This is a genomic window from Candidatus Symbiopectobacterium sp. NZEC135, assembly GCF_025962695.1.
In genome coordinates this window covers 95624-112776 of the sequence record NZ_JAGFPF010000001.1, presented here as the reverse complement: position 1 = coordinate 112776, position 17153 = coordinate 95624, and the positions used below count along the sequence as shown (strand labels likewise).

The window sequence follows — 17153 nt, the reverse complement described above, 5'->3', positions numbered from 1 at the left end:
TTGCTTCCCCCCTCACTCAGCGCCCTGCAATAAGCTATTCAACTTAGCGCTATTCCCACGATATAATTATACTTTTGCGTGTTTTATCGCATTTTTAGCTTTCTCGTTACCTAGAATGGCGTGGGAAACGTTACCCCGCCTACTTTTCGGAGCTCTCATGACCCATATTGCGCAATTTGCGTTGGCACTGCTTGTCGTTGCTGGTTTGGCGCTGCTTGTCTGCCGCGACCGTAAAAGCATTCGTATCCGCTTTATTATTCAGCTGTTAGTGATTGAAATTCTGCTCGCGTGGTTCTTCTTGTATTCCAACGTGGGCCTGGGCTTCGTAAAAGGGTTTGCCGCCGTCTTTGATAAATTGCTCGGCTTTGCCGGACAAGGGACTGATTTCGTGTTTGGCGATATGGTCAACCACGAAAAGAATCTGATTTCCTTCTTCTTTAAAGTGTTGTGCCCTATTGTGTTTATCTCGGCATTAATCGGGATCCTGCAACACATCAAGGTGCTGCCTGTCGTGATTCGCGCCATCGGTACGGTGCTGTCCAAGGTGAACGGCATGGGGAAACTGGAGTCGTTTAACGCGGTCAGCTCACTGATTCTGGGGCAATCGGAAAATTTCATCGCCTATAAAGATATTCTGGGCAAGATGTCGGAAAAACGCATGTACACCATGGCAGCCACCGCGATGTCGACGGTGTCGATGTCCATCGTCGGTGCCTACATGACCATGCTGGATTCCAAATACGTGGTGGCGGCGCTGATCCTGAATATGTTCAGCACCTTTATCGTGTTGTCATTGATCAACCCGTATAAAGTGGATGCCGAACCCGAGTTGCAACTGCGCGATCTGCATGAAAACCAAAGCTTCTTTGAAATGCTGGGAGAATATATTCTCGCCGGTTTCAAAGTGGCCTGTATCGTCGCCGCCATGCTGATCGGTTTTATTGCGCTGATTGCCATGGTTAACGCCATCTTCAGCGCCGTGTTCGGTATCAGCTTCCAGGAAATGCTGGGCTATGTGTTCTTCCCCTTCGCTTGGATCATGGGGATTCCTGCCAATGAAGCGTTGCAAGTGGGCAGCATCATGGCGACCAAGCTGGTGTCTAACGAATTCGTTGCCATGCTGGAGCTGCAAAAAGTGGCGAGCCAGTTGTCACCACGCAGCGTCGGGATCCTCTCTGTGTTCCTGGTGTCGTTCGCCAACTTCTCTTCTATCGGTATCATTGCCGGTGCTATCAAAGGGTTGAATGAGAATCAGGGCAACGTGGTGTCTCGCTTCGGCCTGAAGCTGGTCTACGGCTCTACGTTGGTCAGCATTCTCTCTGCCTCAATCGCCGGGCTGGTGCTGTAATTTGCCACGACGATCGTCGGGCGGCCATCGGGCCGCCCGCTATACACTACAAACCCTGACATTTCTTCCACATTTCCTTCATTATTATTTGCGTAAAACACAGTAGACTACGCTCATTGTGTTAATACTGGCTGCCACTCGATTCGTAAACCATGATGAATACTACTCGCCTTTTTCGTCTGCTGTTGCTTGCGTTTGCGGTTATCGCCGCCGTTGTCCTCTGGCGTTATCTGCGCCCCGCCGATGCCCCGGCGACGTCCCCTTCAGCCCGTCAGGAAGCCAGTAATAACAGTGCACCCGCGCGCAATGCGGGCAGCGGTGGCGGACGGCGTTCCGCCATGCGCGCATTGCCCCCCGTGCAGGCAGCGACCACACGCGCTGCAGCGGTGCCCTATTACCTTTCGGGATTGGGCACCATTACCGCTGCCAATACCGTAACGGTGCGCAGCCGGGTTAACGGCGAACTGATGGCCCTGCATTTTCAGGAAGGACAGCAGGTCAAAGCAGGCGATCTGCTGGCAGAAATCGACCCACGCCCCTATCAGGTGGCGCTGACACAGGCACAAGGGCAACTGGCAAAAGATCAGGCCGCGCTGGCCAATGCGCGTCAGGATCTGGCGCGTTACCAACAACTGATTAAAACCAACCTGATTTCCCGTCAGGAATTGGATGCGCAGGCAGCGCAGGTGCATCAGGCTGAAGGCACGGTCAAGGCCGATGAAGGGTCTGTTGCCAGCGCGGAATTGCAGCTCACCTATAGCCGCATCACCTCGCCGATTAATGGCCGCGTGGGGCTTAAACAAGTGGATGTGGGCAACTACATCACCAGCGGCGATAGCACCGGTATTGTGGTGTTGACCCAAACGCACCCGATTGATGTCATCTTCACGTTACCGGAAGGTGATATCGCCACGGTGCTGAGCGCACAGAAATCGGGCCAAGCCGTGCCGGTTGAAGCCTGGGATCGCGCCAACCAGCACAAGCTGTCACAAGGCAGCCTGCTCAGCATGGATAACCAGATTGATGCCACCACGGGCACTATCAAGCTGAAAGCCCGCTTTGAAAACAGCGACGACGCCCTGTTTCCCAACCAGTTTGTCAATGTGCGCATGCAGGTAACCACCTTGCAAAACGCGCTGTTGGTTCCCCTGTCCGCCATTCAGATGGGCAGCGAAGGACGTTTTGTCTGGGTGCTGAATGAGAAAAGCCAGGTCAGTAAACACAGTGTGACGGTCGGTATTCAATACGGTCAGGAGATGGTGGTAACGGCTGGCCTGAATGAGGGCGATCGCGTGGTGACTGACGGTATCGACCGCTTAACCGAAGGGGCACAGGTGGAAGTGATTAGCGCCGCTAGCGCCACAACCACACCGCCGCCCAAACACGCCACGCGCGGGGAGAAACCCTGATGCAAGGGGAGATTCCGGCAGGCGGGGGCCCATCCCGCCTGTTTATCCTGCGCCCTATCGCCACCACCCTGTTGATGTTGGCGATCCTGCTGGCGGGGATTATTGGCTATCGGGCATTACCGGTCTCTGCGCTGCCAGAGGTGGACTATCCGACCATTCAGGTGGTGACACTCTACCCCGGTGCCAGCCCGGATGTGATTGCATCAGCGATCACCGCCCCCCTTGAGCGTCAGTTCGGGCAAATGTCCGGGTTGAAACAGATGTCGACGCAAAGCTCGGGCGGCGCATCGGTGATCACCCTGCAATTCCAACTGACATTGCCGTTGGATGTCGCAGAGCAGGATGTACAGGCCGCGATCAACGCCGCCAACAATTTGTTGCCCAGCGATCTGCCCTATCCGCCCATTTACAGTAAAGTCAATCCGGCCGATCCGCCGATCATGACGCTGGCGGTGACTTCTAGCGCCATCCCGATGACGCAGGTGCAGGATATGGTGGAAACCCGTATCGCGCAGAAAATGGCGCAAGTCTCTGGCGTCGGTCGTGTCTCACTGGCGGGCGGACAGCGCCCCTCGGTGCGGGTCAATTTTAACGCCAACGCACTGGCCTCCTACGGGTTGGACAGCGAAACCCTGCGCAGCGCCATCACCAGTGCCAACGTCAACTCCGCCAAAGGCAGCCTGGACGGCCCAACGCGCGCGGTAACCTTGTCAGCCAACGACCAGATGAAATCCGCCGAGGATTATCGCCAGTTGATCGTTGCCTGGCGCAATGGCGCACCGGTACGCCTGCGCGATGTCGCCAGCGTAGAACAAGCCCCGGAAAACACCGCGCTAGGTGCCTGGGCCAACCGTGAACAGGCGATCATCATCAATATCCAGCGACAGCCGGGTGCCAACGTGATCACCACCACGGACAGCCTGCGTAATCTGCTGCCGACGTTAACCGCCAGCCTGCCAAAATCGGTGACGGTCACTACGCTCACCGATCGCACCGCCAGTATCCGCGCGTCAGTGAAAGATGTGCAGTTTGAACTGATGCTGGCGATTGCGCTGGTGATCATGGTTATCTACCTATTTTTGCGCAATGCCATCGCCACGCTGATCCCCAGTATTGTGGTGCCCTTGTCTCTGGTCGGCACCTTCGCCGCCATGTATTTCCTTGGCTTTTCGATCAACAACCTGACGCTGATGGCGCTCACCATTGCCACCGGCTTTGTGGTGGATGACGCCATCGTGGTGATCGAGAACATTTCACGCTATATCGAAAAAGGGGAGAAACCGCTGCACGCGGCGCTTAAAGGCGCGGGGGAAATTGGGTTCACCATTATCTCACTGACCTTCTCACTGATTGCGGTGCTGATCCCGTTGCTGTTTATGGGCGATATCATTGGCCGTCTGTTCCGCGAGTTTGCCATTACGCTGGCGGTCGCAATCCTGATCTCTGGCATCGTTTCCCTGACGCTGACCCCGATGATGTGCGCCCGGTTACTCACGCATCAGAGCCTGAATCGACAAAATGCCTTTACGCGCGCCAGCGAACGCTTTTTCTCACGGTTGGTCGCGCTGTATGGCAAAGGCTTACGCCGGGTGTTGAACCACCCGTGGATCACCCTGAGCGTGGCAATCGGCACGCTGGTGCTTACCGTTCTGCTCTATCTGTGGATCCCCAAAGGCTTTTTCCCGGTTCAGGATAACAGCATGATTCAGGGTACGTTGCAGGCACCGCAAAGCGTCTCCTATGCCGATATGGCACAGCGCCAGCAGCAGGCCGTATCGTTGATCATGCAGGATCCGGCAGTATTGAGCGTCTCTTCGTTTGTCGGCGTGGATGGCACCAACGCGGCGCTGAACAGCGCACGCTTGCAGATCAACCTGAAACCGCTCAGTGAACGACGCGATCGCCTGACAGACATTATCGCCCGCTTGCAGGAAAAAACCGCGCAGCTCACCGGTATCACGCTCTATCTGCAACCGGTGCAAGATCTCACTATCGACACCCAGGTCAGCCGCACTCAGTACCAGTTCACGTTGCAAGCAATGTCGCTGGAGGATTTGAGTCACTGGGTACCGCCGCTGATGCGCGAATTGCAACAGTTGCCGCAGCTACAGGATGTGAGCAGCGACTGGCAGGATGATGCGGCGGTAGCTTATGTCAACGTCAACCGCGATGCAGCCAGCCGCCTCGGACTCACCATGTCCGCCATCGACAATGCGCTGTATAACGCCTTTGGACAGCGTCTGGTCTCAACGGTCTACACGCAGTCGAATCAATATCGCGTGGTGCTGGCGCAACAGACGGCGCACACCACCGGGATCGGCGCACTGAATGAAGTGCACATCAAAAACAGTGATGGCAACAGCGTACCGCTGAACGCCGTTGCCACGCTGGAAGAGCGGCGTGGTCCACTGGCGCTGAACCGTATCGATCAGTTCCCGGCTACCACCATTTCATTTAACGTTAGCCCCGGTTATTCCCTTGGGGAAGCGGTGCAGGCGATCACGGCAGCGGAGCAGCAGTTGCAGATGCCAGCGGATATCGTCACCCACTTTCAGGGCAGCGCGCTGGCGTTTCAGGCGGCGCTGAGCAGCACCGTGTGGCTTATCGTGGCGGCGATTGTGGCGATGTACATTGTGCTCGGCGTGCTGTACGAAAGCTTTATTCACCCGATCACCATTCTCTCCACGCTGCCGACCGCTGGCGTTGGTGCACTATTGGCTCTGATGGCAGCGGGCAACGAACTGGATGTGATTGCCATCATCGGCATCATTTTGCTGATCGGCATTGTGAAGAAGAACGCCATCATGATGATCGATTTCGCGCTGGCGGCGGAACGCGAACAAGGCATGACGCCTTACGATGCCATTTATCAGGCCTGTCTGCTGCGTTTTCGCCCGATCCTGATGACGACCCTGGCGGCGTTGCTGAGTGCCGTGCCGCTGATGCTCAGCAACGGTGTCGGTGCCGAACTGCGCCAACCGCTCGGTATCTGCATGGTGGGGGGGTTGATCATGAGCCAGATTCTGACGCTGTTCACTACGCCGGTGATTTACCTGCTGTTTGACCGACTGGCACACCGTCTGCGTCGTGCCGAGCAGCCAGAGGAAGACGCACAGTGAAGTTTTTCGCGCTGTTTATTCACCGCCCGGTCGCCACCGCGTTACTGACGCTGGCGATTGCGCTGTGCGGCGTGCTCGGCTTCCGCCTGCTGCCGGTTGCCCCGCTGCCGCAGGTGGATTTCCCGGCGATCGTGGTTTCTGCCTCGCTCTCCGGTGCCTCGCCGGAAACCATGGCGACCTCTGTCGCCATGCCGTTGGAGCGTTCGCTCGGGCGCATCGCCGGGGTGACAGAGATGACCTCGACCAGTTCGCTGGGCAGAACCCGTATTATACTGGTGTTCGATTTCTCGCGTGATATCAACGGCGCGGCGCGCGACGTACAGTCAGCGATCAACGCCGCACAGAACCTGCTGCCCTCCGGCATGTCAAGCCGTCCGACCTACCGTAAGGTCAACCCAGCCGACGCGCCGATTCTGGTGCTGACATTAACTTCCGACACCTACAACTCGGGCCAGCTCTACGACTTCGCCACCAATCAGCTGTCGCAACGCATCTCTCAAATGGACGGCGTGGGCGATGTGACGGTCAGCGGCGCCTCACAGCCCGCCGTGCGCGTTGAGTTGAACCCTCAGGCGCTGTTTAATCAAGGTATCGCATTGGATGCGGTGCGTCAGGCCATTGCCAAAGCCAACGTAAAACAGCCTTTGGGCAACATCGACAATGGGCAAGCACGCTGGCAGGTGCAAACCAATGATGCGCTGAAAACGGCGGCGGATTACGCACCGATCGTGGTGCATTACAACAAGGGTGCGCCGGTACGATTGAGCGACGTGGCGCAGGTCAAAGACGGCGTGCAGGACACACGCAACGCCGGGATGGCAAACGGCAAAACCGCCGTGCTGGTGGTGGTGCAACGCGCTCCCGATGCCAATATCATCGCCACCGTGGACAACGTGCGCGCCGCGCTGCCGGAACTGCGTGCCAGCCTGCCCGCTGCCATTCAATTGAACATCGCGCAAGACCGCTCGCCGACCATTCGGGCTTCACTGGCCGAGGTGGAGCAGTCACTGGTGATTGCTGTGGCGCTGGTGATACTGGTGGTGTTCTTGTTCCTGCGCTCAGGACGCGCCACGCTGATCCCAGCCATTGCCGTGCCGGTGTCATTGATTGGCACCTTCGCGGCGATGTACCTGTGCGGTTTCAGCCTGAATAACCTCTCGCTGATGGCACTGACGATTGCCACCGGGTTTGTGGTGGATGATGCCATCGTGGTGCTGGAGAACATTTCGCGCCATATTGAAGCTGGCATGAAACCAATGCAGGCCGCCCTGAAAGGGGTGCGCGAGGTCGGCTTTACCGTACTGGCAATGAGCCTGTCGCTGGTCGCGGTGTTCCTGCCGCTGCTGCTGATGGGCGGATTGCCGGGGCGCTACTTTCGTGAATTCACCGTCACGCTGTCTGCCGCGATAGCCATTTCGCTGATCATTTCCGTCACCCTGACACCGATGATGTGCGCGCGTCTGCTGCGCAGCCATGCAACGCACAGCCAGCCGCGCAAGCGCGGTTTTGGTCGCCTGCTGGTCGCGTTGCAACAGCAGTATGGCCGTTCGCTACGCTGGGTGTTGCAACATGCACGCTGGGTGCTGCTCATTCTGATTGGCACCATCGGGCTTAACGTCTGGCTCTATATCTCGATTCCCAAAACCTTTTTCCCGGAACAAGATACTGGTCGCGTGATGGGCTTTATTCAGGCCGATCAAAGCATTTCATTTCAGGCAATGCGCAACAAGCTGCACGATTTTATGGTGATCGTCAGCGACGATCCTGCGGTGGATAACGTGACGGGCTTTACCGGCGGCTCGCGCACCAACGCAGGCTCGATGTTTATTACGCTCAAGCCGCTGGCCGAACGCAAAATGAGCGCTCAACAGGTGATCGCCCGCCTGCGCGGCAAGCTGGCGCAGGAGCCAGGGGCCAACCTGTTTCTGATGCCGGTGCAGGATATTCGCATCGGCGGACGGGAATCCAATGCCGGCTACCAGTTTACCTTGCTGTCCGACGATCTGAACGAACTGCGTGCCTGGGAGCCAAAAATTCGCCTCGCGCTCAGCCAACTCCCTGAACTGGCTGACGTTAACTCCGATCAGCAGGATAAAGGCTCGGAAATGGCGCTGACCTACGACCGGGATACCCTTGCACGCCTCGGTATCAGCGTTTCCAGCGTCAATGCCTTGTTAAACAATGCGTTCGGGCAGCGTCAAATTTCCACCATCTATCAGCCGCTCAACCAATACAAAGTGGTGATGGAGGTCGAATCCAAATATACTCAGGATGTTAGCGCGCTGGACCAGATGTTTGTGCTTAACAGCGCCGGAGAGCCGATTCCCCTGTCGGCGTTCGCCAGTTGGCGCCCGATCAACGCCCCGCTGTCTGTCAATCATCAGGGGCTGTCAGCCGCGTCAACCGTTTCGTTTAATTTGCCGGAAGGGGTATCACTTTCTGACGCCACGGCAGCCATTGAGCGCAGTATGACCGCGTTAGGAGTGCCCTCTTCGGTGCGCGGACAATTTGCCGGTACGGCACAGGCGTTTCAACAGTCACAAAGTGCGCAGGTGCTGCTGATCATTGCCGCGATTGTTACCGTCTACATCGTGTTAGGGATCCTGTACGAAAGCTATGTGCATCCGCTGACTATCCTGTCGACGCTGCCGTCTGCCGGGGTTGGCGCGCTGCTGGCGCTGAAAGGGTTTGGTGCCCCCTTCAGTCTGATTGCCCTGATCGGTATCTTGCTGCTGATCGGTATCGTGAAGAAAAACGCCATCATGATGGTGGATTTCGCGCTGGAAGCGCAGCGCGGCGGGACGTTAAGTGCACAAGAGGCGATTTTCCAAGCCTGCCTGTTGCGCTTCCGCCCCATTTTGATGACGACGCTGGCCGCGATTTTTGGTGCGCTGCCGCTGGTGTTGACCAGCGGTGACGGTGCTGAACTACGCCAACCGCTCGGCATTACCATCGTCGGAGGGTTAGTGATGAGCCAACTGCTCACGCTCTACACCACACCGGTGGTGTACCTCTATTTCGATCGTCTGCGCGGCTGGCTGGCTCGGCGGCGTAACTCAGCTAGCGTCACGTCATCTTGACGCGCAGCCAGTAAACAAGAACAACCCTGATTTCGTGAGGCCCGTTATTTCATGCGTTTTTCGTCCACTCCGTCAACGGCCCAACCCGCCTCCGTGCGCTGGCAGCTTTGGATTGTCGCGTTTGGCTTCTTTATGCAGACGCTCGATACCACCATTGTCAACACCGCACTGCCGACGATGGCGCTCAGCCTGAATGAAAACCCGCTGCGCATGCACTCGGTAGTGGTGGCTTATGTGCTCACCGTGGCGGTAATGCTGCCTGCCAGCGGGTGGCTGGCGGACAAACTGGGGGTGAAGCGGGTCTTTTTTGCCGCCATTATTATTTTCACGCTGGGATCGCTGCTGTGCGCACGGTCGGAAACCCTGAATGCGCTGCTGATGTCGCGGGTGATTCAGGGGATAGGCGGCGCCATGATGGTGCCGGTCGGTCGTCTGACGGTGATGAAGATTGTGCCGCGCGACCAGTTTATGGCCGCGATGACCTTTGTCACCATTCCCGGCCAGATTGGACCGTTGCTCGGCCCAACGCTGGGCGGGCTGCTGGTGCAATACGCCAGTTGGCACTGGATTTTCCTGATCAATCTGCCGGTGGGAATTATCGGAGCTATCGCCACCTGGTTGATCATGCCGAACTACACCACCGAAACCTCGCGCTTCGATCTCAGCGGTTTTTTCTGGCTCGCCATCGGCATGGCAACATTGACGTTAGCGTTGGACGGGCACAAAAGCCTGGCATTACCGCCGATTGCCATCGTCGGTTTGATTGCGATCGGCATTATTGCCCTGCTGAGCTACTGGCTGCATGCGCGTCAAAATGAAAACGCCCTGTTCAATCTGAACCTGTTCAATACGCCCACCTTTTCGATTGGGCTCAGCGCCGGTTTTCTGGCGCGTATCGGTAGCGGCATGCTGCCCTTTACCACACCGCTGTTTTTACAACTGGGCATGGGATTTTCGCCGTTTCATGCCGGGTTGATGATGATTCCGATGATTCTCGGCAGCATGGGCACCAAGCGCATCGTCGTCAGCATTGTTAACCGCTTGGGCTACCGCTTGGCCCTGATTGTTTCTACCCTGGCGCTCTCGCTCAGCACCCTGCTGTTTGCCACCGTCGCACTGCTGAACTGGCTATGGCTGCTGCCGTTGGTGTTGATACTGGTGGGCGTTGCCAATTCGGTGCGTTTTTCAACCATGAATACCCTGACGCTGAAAGATCTGCCGGACAGCATCGCCAGCGGAGGCAACAGCCTGCTGTCGATGACCATGCAGCTTTCCATGAGTCTCGGCGTGAGTCTGGCAGGCATTCTGCTGGGTATTTTTGCCCAGCAGGGGACGCTGGACATCGCTAGCCCGGCAACCGCCGAAGTATTCCGCTATACCTATCTGAGCATGGCCGTCATATTGGCGCTGCCCGCCCTGCTGTTCCTGCGCGTACCGCCGGACCAGATCAAGCAGAACGTGCTGCCGGGAAAAAGGTGAGGATACGATGAGATTCGGCATTACCGCTAAACTGTTCCTCGCCATTTTTGCTACCTGCATGCTGGTGTTGATCACCATGCATTGGGGCGTGCGGATGAGCTTCGAACGCGGCTTTGTGGATTACATCAAACAAGGCAATGCGCAGCGCGTCGAGCAGTTGCGTGATGCATTACAGGAACAATACGCGCAGTACGGCGACTGGGTATTTCTGCAAAACAATGAGCGCTTGGTGTTCAACCTGCTGCACACGCTGGACAAAAATGAAGACAGTAACAGCATGCGCGGCTGGCGCGTCCGACTCTGGGTGCTGGATGCCCAGCGCAACCGGCTGTTTGGTTCGCCAGCCCCGATTGCCGCCGAAAGCACCTGGCAAGCCATTCGCCATCAGGGCACAGTGGTCGGTTGGGTGGTAGCCTCTCCCAGCGAACGCTTGACGCGCGATGCCGATATCAATTTCGACCGGCAGCAACAGCGCACCAGTTGGTTTATTGTCGGGCTGTCAACGCTGCTCGCCATCATAGTGACCTGGCTGATGGCGCGTGGCCTGCTGGCACCGGTAAAACGGCTGATGCAGGGGATCCACCGTCTGGCTGCCGGGGAGTTCACCGCACGCGTGCCGGTCAATACCCGCGATGAGTTGGGGCGCCTGGCGCAAGACTTTAACCAGCTCGCCACCGCGCTGGAAAAAAACGAGCAGTCGCGCCGCGCCTTTATGGCCGATATCTCCCATGAACTGCGCACACCGTTGGCGGTACTGCGCGGCGAGTTGGAAGCCATACAGGATGGCGTGCGCAAGGCGGATTCAGGCTCCCTGCTCTCTTTGCAAAACGAAGTATCCACGCTGACCAAACTGGTGGACGATCTGCATCAGTTGTCGCTCTCCGATGTTGGCGCACTCGCTTATCGCCGCGTTTCCGTGGATTTAATCCAACTGCTGCATATCAGCGTCGCGTCCTTCAACGAGCGCTTTGCGAAAAAACATATTCAGGTCATCACGCAGTTGCCAGAACGCGCCAGCGCCTTTGGCGATCCAGACCGACTCAGCCAACTGTTTAACAACCTGCTGGAAAACAGCCTGCGCTACACCGACAACGGTGGACAGCTACAGATTCGCGCCCATACTGAAAATGGCGTGTGCACCCTGGTGTGGGAGGACAGTGCCCCCGGCGTCGACGCCGAGCAACTGGCGCGGATTTTCGATCGTTTCTACCGCGCAGAGCGATCGCGCAATCGCGCCAGCGGCGGTTCCGGGCTGGGGCTGGCTATCTGTAAGAATATCGTTGAGGCCCACGGAGGACGATTGTATGCTAGCGCTTCCTTACTCGGTGGTTTACAAATGACCGCCGAATTCCCGCTTCATCCACCGGAATCCTAAAACGCTGATGACCGAAACCTTATCGAACGAGACGCTGCCAGAGCAGGTGCTGATTGTTGAAGATGAGCCCAAGCTCGGCCAGCTTCTGGTGGACTACCTTCAGGCCGCAGAGTATCGCACGCAGTGGATCACCCACGGCGATGAGGTATTGCCTTGGGTGCGTGAGCACTCACCGTCGTTGATTCTGCTGGATTTAATGCTGCCGGGCACCGATGGTCTGACGCTGTGCCGCATCATCCGCCAATTTTCCAATGTGCCAATTATTATGGTTACCGCGCGCAGCGAAGAGATTGACCGGCTGCTGGGATTGGAAATTGGCGCGGACGATTATATCTGCAAGCCCTACAGCCCACGGGAAGTGGTGGTGCGGGTGAAAACCCTGCTGCGCCGCTGCCGCTGGCAATCTGCACCACCGCCCGAAGAGGGGCAAGAAGCGGCCTTGCAGATCGACAACAGCCGTTTTCAGGCCAGCTACCTCGGTCAACCGCTCGATTTGACACCGGCTGAGTTTCGTCTGCTGAAAACCCTTTCGGCGGAGCCCGGTAAGGTGTTTTCGCGCGAAGCGCTGCTGGATAAGCTCTACGACGACTACCGCGTCGTGACCGATCGCACCATCGACAGCCATATCAAAAATCTGCGGCGCAAGCTGGAACAACTGGACGAGCGCACATCGTTTATCCGTACCGTTTATGGCATGGGATACCGCTGGGAAGCCGGATCGTGTGAAATGGTCTAGCGCACTACCCGACGCGTAAACTGCTGCCGCTCAAGGTAAGACGCTTTACCCATTTTCTGGCCGAACAGCTCAACATGCCGCCCTGCTATGGCTGCACGGTCACATCTTTAAATCAACGCTAAGGCCAACTCGTCAAAAAAACTGTTCGACTTGATGAAAATTCTACCCTGTTATGCTTTCTAGCGGCTGCTAACATATATAACGTCACAACAATAACGATGATGATTTTTAGGTTTATCTCACCGACAGCGGGCAAGACGGGGAACACAATATCATGTCAGGTTTAGTAAACGGCCAATGGGTCAATGGCGATGTCGCCGCAGAAGAGATCAAAAACGGGGCTTTTCATCGTCAGGAAACGCTGTTTCGCCAAACGACGCTGATTCCAGAAGCGGGCCGCTATCAACTTTTTGTTTCTTATCTCTGCCCGTGGGCATCACGCACCTTGATGTTCCGTAAGCTCAAGGGGTTAGAAAATATTGTTTCTCTGTCCATTGCACAACCCGTGATTGCGGATAACGGCTGGGAATTTACCACCCCGCAAGATGCCGGAGAACACGTTGCTCCCGTGCGTTATCTGCATCAGTTGTATACCGCCAGCGATGCCCATTACACCGGTAAAGTTTCCGTACCGGTGCTGTGGGATCGTATTGAAGGGCGCATCGTGAATAACGAATCGGCCGATATCATTCGTCTGTTCAACAGCCAGTTTGACGCCTTGACGGGTAATCATGAGGATTATTATCCCCTTGCGCTGCGCGCTACCATTGATGAATGGAATGAAGTGATTTACCACAACATCAACAACGGCGTATACAAAACCGGCTTTGCCAAAACCCAAGAGCACTACGAAAATGCGGTGACAACGCTGTTCGATACGTTAGATCGTGTTGAAACTCACCTGGCGACGAATCGCTATATTGCGGGTGATACCATTACCGAGGCCGACTGGCGGCTGTTTGTGACCCTGGTACGCTTTGATGTGGCCTACCACGGTGCATTCAAATGCAACATCCGTCGCATTGAAGATTATCCTCATCTGTCGAACTACCTGCGTGAGCTTTACCAGTGGCCGGGAATCAAAGAGACGGTCAATATTGACCATATCAAAGCGGGTTATTACGGTATTCGCTGGCTGAACCCGACCGGTATTGTGCCGCTCGGCCCGCAGGTGGATTTACAACGTGCGCACAACCGCGCCAACCTCGGGAAGTAATCCCTTTTGCCCACGCCAGCGTGCGCGTGGGCAATAGCCACACTTTTTCTGCGTCGTTAGCTGATTTTTACCGACATTAGCGCTAGAATCCCCCTCCTTTACTGTTCCCTCGGGGAACAGCCTGACTTGTGATCAGACCAGAGAGACACCATGTTTAAACCGGAACTGCTTTCTCCGGCCGGTACGCTGAAAAATATGCGCTACGCCTTCGCGTATGGCGCTGATGCGATTTATGCCGGTCAACCTCGTTACAGCCTGCGGGTGCGTAATAACGAATTCAACCACCAGACGCTGGCGCTCGCCATCAATGAAGTCCACGAACTGGGGAAAAAATTCTACGTGGTGGTGAATATCGCCCCGCACAACGCCAAGCTGAAAACCTTCCTGCGCGATCTTCAACCCGTGATTGATATGGGGCCGGATGCGTTGATCATGTCCGATCCTGGCCTGATCATGCTGGTAAGAGAAAACTTTCCGCACATGCAAATTCACCTTTCAGTGCAAGCCAACGCGGTGAACTGGGCAACGGTGAAATTCTGGCAGCAGATGGGGCTGAGCCGCGTGATCCTGTCTCGCGAACTGTCACTCGAAGAGATTGCCGAAATCCGCCAGCAGGTGCCAGACATGGAGCTGGAAATTTTCGTGCACGGCGCGTTATGCATGGCCTATTCTGGCCGCTGCCTGCTTTCCGGTTATATTAATAAGCGTGACCCCAATCAGGGCACCTGCACCAACGCCTGCCGTTGGGAATACAAAGTGCAGGAAGGGAAAGAAGACGATACCGGCAATATCGTTCACCTACATGAGCCGATTCCGGTACAGAACGTAGATCCCACGTTGGGTATTGGTGAACCGACCGATAAAGTGTTTATGTTGGAAGAGAACCTGCGTCCCGGTGAGTACATGAGTGCGTTCGAAGATGAGCACGGCACCTACATCATGAACTCGCGCGATCTGCGCGCTATTCAGCACGTTGAACGTTTAACCCAGATGCATGTGCACTCGCTCAAGATCGAAGGCCGGACCAAATCCTTCTACTACTGCGCACGCACGGCACAGGTTTACCGTCAGGCGATCGACGATGCCGCCGCAGGAAAACCCTTCGATCCGACACTGCTGCAAACGCTGGAAGGTCTGGCGCACCGTGGCTATACCGAAGGTTTCCTGCGTCGCCACGTTCATGAAGATTACCAGAACTACGAATACGGCTATTCTGTTTCAGATCGTCAGCAATTTGTCGGTGAATTTACCGGTGAGCGGCGTAACGGGTTGGCTGAAGTGGCAGTGAAAAACAAGTTCTCCCTCGGTGACAGCGTGGAGATGATGACGCCGAACGGCAACATTCAATTCACGCTCGATGCGCTGCAAAACGCCAAGGGTGAAGCTATCGACGTCGCTCCGGGGAACGGGCATATCGTTTACCTTCCCGTGCCGGATGACGTGGCGCTGGAGTTTGCGTTACTGCTGCGTAACCTGCCAAGTGACGTGACCACCCGTAACCCCAATGCGGCGTAAGGTAGCGTAATCCCCTTGTGTGTCGTCCTCGGCGAAAGCCGGGGACCTCTCCGTTTAGCCTGTAGGAGATCCTGCCTGCGCAAGCATGCTTCAGAGGCACAATCTGCGACTTTTCGCAAATTTTAGAAACAGATCACATCAATACCCTTACTATCTGGTTAGTATTGCGTCGCTGAGAAAATCTAGAACGAAAAATAAGCGTAGTGATACTACTAGGAACCACCTCCTTGGCCAGCTCAATCTCCCTTGAGCTGGCTTTTCTTTGCCTTTTTTCCTGCTTTATCCCTTGTTCTGATACCGTTCTCGGCCATTTCTGGCTACGCTGTTTATACTTGCCTTTGCCTCTTTTCAGCGCAAAAAGGAGCACGTCATGAGCCAACATCCCGTATCCCTGTTGATTCTCAATGGCAAAAACACGGATAACGATGTCTTGCGTAGCGCAGTCCAACAGTACAGAGAAGCCGGGTTTACGCTGCATGTGCGCGTGACTTGGGAACACGGTGATGCCAAACGCTACGTTGAGGAAGCCGTGCAGCTTAACGTGGATACGGTGATTGCCGCCGGTGGGGATGGCACCATCAATGAGGTCGCCAGCGCACTGGTGCAATGTGCATCAGCCCAGCGCCCAACGCTTGGCATCATCCCCCTCGGCACCGCGAATGATTTTGCCACCAGTTGCCAGATTCCGCTTGATGTCGAACATGCCTTAGCGTTGGCGTTAAAAGGGCACGCAACGCCGATCGATATCGCCTGCGTCAATGACAGCCACTATTTTATCAATATGGCAACCGGCGGTTTTGCCACTCGCATTACCACAGAAACGCCCTCGAAGATGAAATCCGCACTGGGAGGCGCTTCTTACGTGCTGCACGCTTTGCTGCGTATGGATATGCTGAGCGCAGAGCGCTGCGAGATTCGCGGCCCCGATTTTCAGTGGTCCGGTGATACGTTGGTGATCGCCATCGGTAACGGGCGTCAGGCGGGCGGCGGCCAACCGCTGTGCCCGGAAGCGCTGATCAACGATGGGCGATTGCAACTGCGCGTGCTCTCAGCCCAGGAATTACTGCCCAACATGCTTCAGGCGCTGTTCACTGGCAGTGAGAACCCGAATGTGATCGCCGCGACCTTGCCCTGGCTGGAGATCGTTGCGCCCGATGACATCACCTTCAACCTGGACGGAGAGCCGCTAAACGCCAACCGCTTCCGCATCGACATAGTGCCCGAGGCTTTAACCTGTCGGTTACCGCCACAGTGTCCACTGTTGGCCTGAATGCCGGGCTACTCCCGTTTAAGGCGTTTGCTGTTCGCCAGATAGAGCGTTACCACCAGCACCAGAATAGCGGCGGCATACGCCAAGGTATCCAGCGGATCTTTGTGGTCTACGATGATCAAGCGAATGATCGCCGTGATGCCGATATAGACAAAATAGCGCAACGGGAAATGGTAGCCCGATTGAAAATACTTCACGATAAGCGCGATAAACTCAAAATAGAGAAAGTAGATAACAATCCCTTCAATAAGCTGAAAGGAAGAGTCTTTTTCACTGCTGATCAGCAGTACTTGCGCCAGATGAAATGTCTCCTTCATCAGGAAAATCACCAGAATGGTCGCCAGCAGCAATAACCCAATATTGAGTATCGTCTGAAGCATTTTCGCCACTTTGAGCCCGCGCGCAGAACCCGGCATATGCAGTCCTTCATCCATAGGTATTTACCTTACATCATCATCAACGCACCATGCCGCACCGTGGCATGGCTCCAGCAAGGGTACAGCTGGCAGATGTCGTTATTATGTCGCTGAGGCTGATGCCGTCAGTCGTTGTGCCATAGCGGTTTTTTACCACAAAACGCCACGTTTTTACTCATAACGTTTTGGC

The 17153-nt window shown here is 55.9% G+C and carries 11 protein-coding genes; 10 read left to right on the top strand and 1 reads right to left on the bottom strand.

All coding sequences use genetic code 11. The features are described from left to right. Positions 1-157 precede the first annotated feature (157 nt). The 10 genes from J5224_RS00465 to yegS all read left to right on the top strand — a co-directional run bounded on the left by J5224_RS00465 (position 158) and on the right by yegS (position 16547). On the top strand, positions 158-1348 hold the full coding sequence (locus J5224_RS00465; protein ID WP_264623474.1) for a NupC/NupG family nucleoside CNT transporter: 1191 nt from the start codon (positions 158-160) through the stop codon (positions 1346-1348). A gap of 155 nt (positions 1349-1503) precedes the next feature. Continuing rightward, a complete protein-coding gene (locus J5224_RS00460; RefSeq protein ID WP_264623673.1) occupies positions 1504-2757 on the top strand; it encodes an MdtA/MuxA family multidrug efflux RND transporter periplasmic adaptor subunit in 1254 nt (417 codons plus the stop codon). Next, positions 2757-5876, top strand: coding sequence for an MdtB/MuxB family multidrug efflux RND transporter permease subunit (locus J5224_RS00455; RefSeq protein ID WP_264623473.1), 3120 nt, complete (start codon positions 2757-2759; stop codon positions 5874-5876). The genes J5224_RS00460 and J5224_RS00455 overlap by 1 nt, the downstream gene beginning before the upstream one ends. Next, complete coding sequence (mdtC, locus tag J5224_RS00450) at positions 5873-8956, top strand: multidrug efflux RND transporter permease subunit MdtC (protein ID WP_264623472.1); 3084 nt, start codon at positions 5873-5875, stop codon at positions 8954-8956. Before J5224_RS00455 ends, mdtC begins: the two co-directional genes overlap by 4 nt. A 51-nt stretch (positions 8957-9007) precedes the next feature. Continuing rightward, a complete protein-coding gene (mdtD, locus tag J5224_RS00445; RefSeq protein ID WP_264623471.1) occupies positions 9008-10435 on the top strand; it encodes a multidrug transporter subunit MdtD in 1428 nt (475 codons plus the stop codon). Positions 10436-10442: 7 nt separating this feature from the next. Next, positions 10443-11810: a two-component system sensor histidine kinase BaeS gene (gene baeS / locus J5224_RS00440; RefSeq protein WP_264623470.1), complete on the top strand. Its 1368-nt coding sequence runs from the start codon at positions 10443-10445 to the stop codon at positions 11808-11810. 7 nt (positions 11811-11817) lie between these two features. Beyond that, positions 11818-12546, top strand: coding sequence for a two-component system response regulator BaeR (baeR, locus tag J5224_RS00435; RefSeq protein WP_264623469.1), 729 nt, complete (start codon positions 11818-11820; stop codon positions 12544-12546). Between the two features lie 274 nt (positions 12547-12820). Further along, positions 12821-13762, top strand: coding sequence for a glutathione S-transferase family protein (locus J5224_RS00430; protein WP_264623468.1), 942 nt, complete (start codon positions 12821-12823; stop codon positions 13760-13762). A gap of 150 nt (positions 13763-13912) precedes the next feature. Further along, entirely contained in the window at positions 13913-15277 is a 1365-nt protein-coding gene (gene yegQ / locus J5224_RS00425) for a tRNA 5-hydroxyuridine modification protein YegQ (RefSeq protein WP_264623467.1), read from the top strand. A 370-nt stretch (positions 15278-15647) separates the two neighbouring features. Further along, the gene (gene yegS / locus J5224_RS00420) at positions 15648-16547 is read left to right on the top strand and encodes a lipid kinase YegS (RefSeq protein WP_264623466.1); all 900 of its coding nucleotides are present in this window, start codon (positions 15648-15650) and stop codon (positions 16545-16547) included. A gap of 8 nt (positions 16548-16555) precedes the next feature. Here yegS and psiE read toward each other — a convergent pair whose 3' ends face one another. Continuing rightward, complete coding sequence (gene psiE, locus J5224_RS00415) at positions 16556-16963, bottom strand: phosphate-starvation-inducible protein PsiE (RefSeq protein ID WP_264623672.1); 408 nt, start codon at positions 16961-16963, stop codon at positions 16556-16558. Positions 16964-17153: the final 190 nt, after the last annotated feature.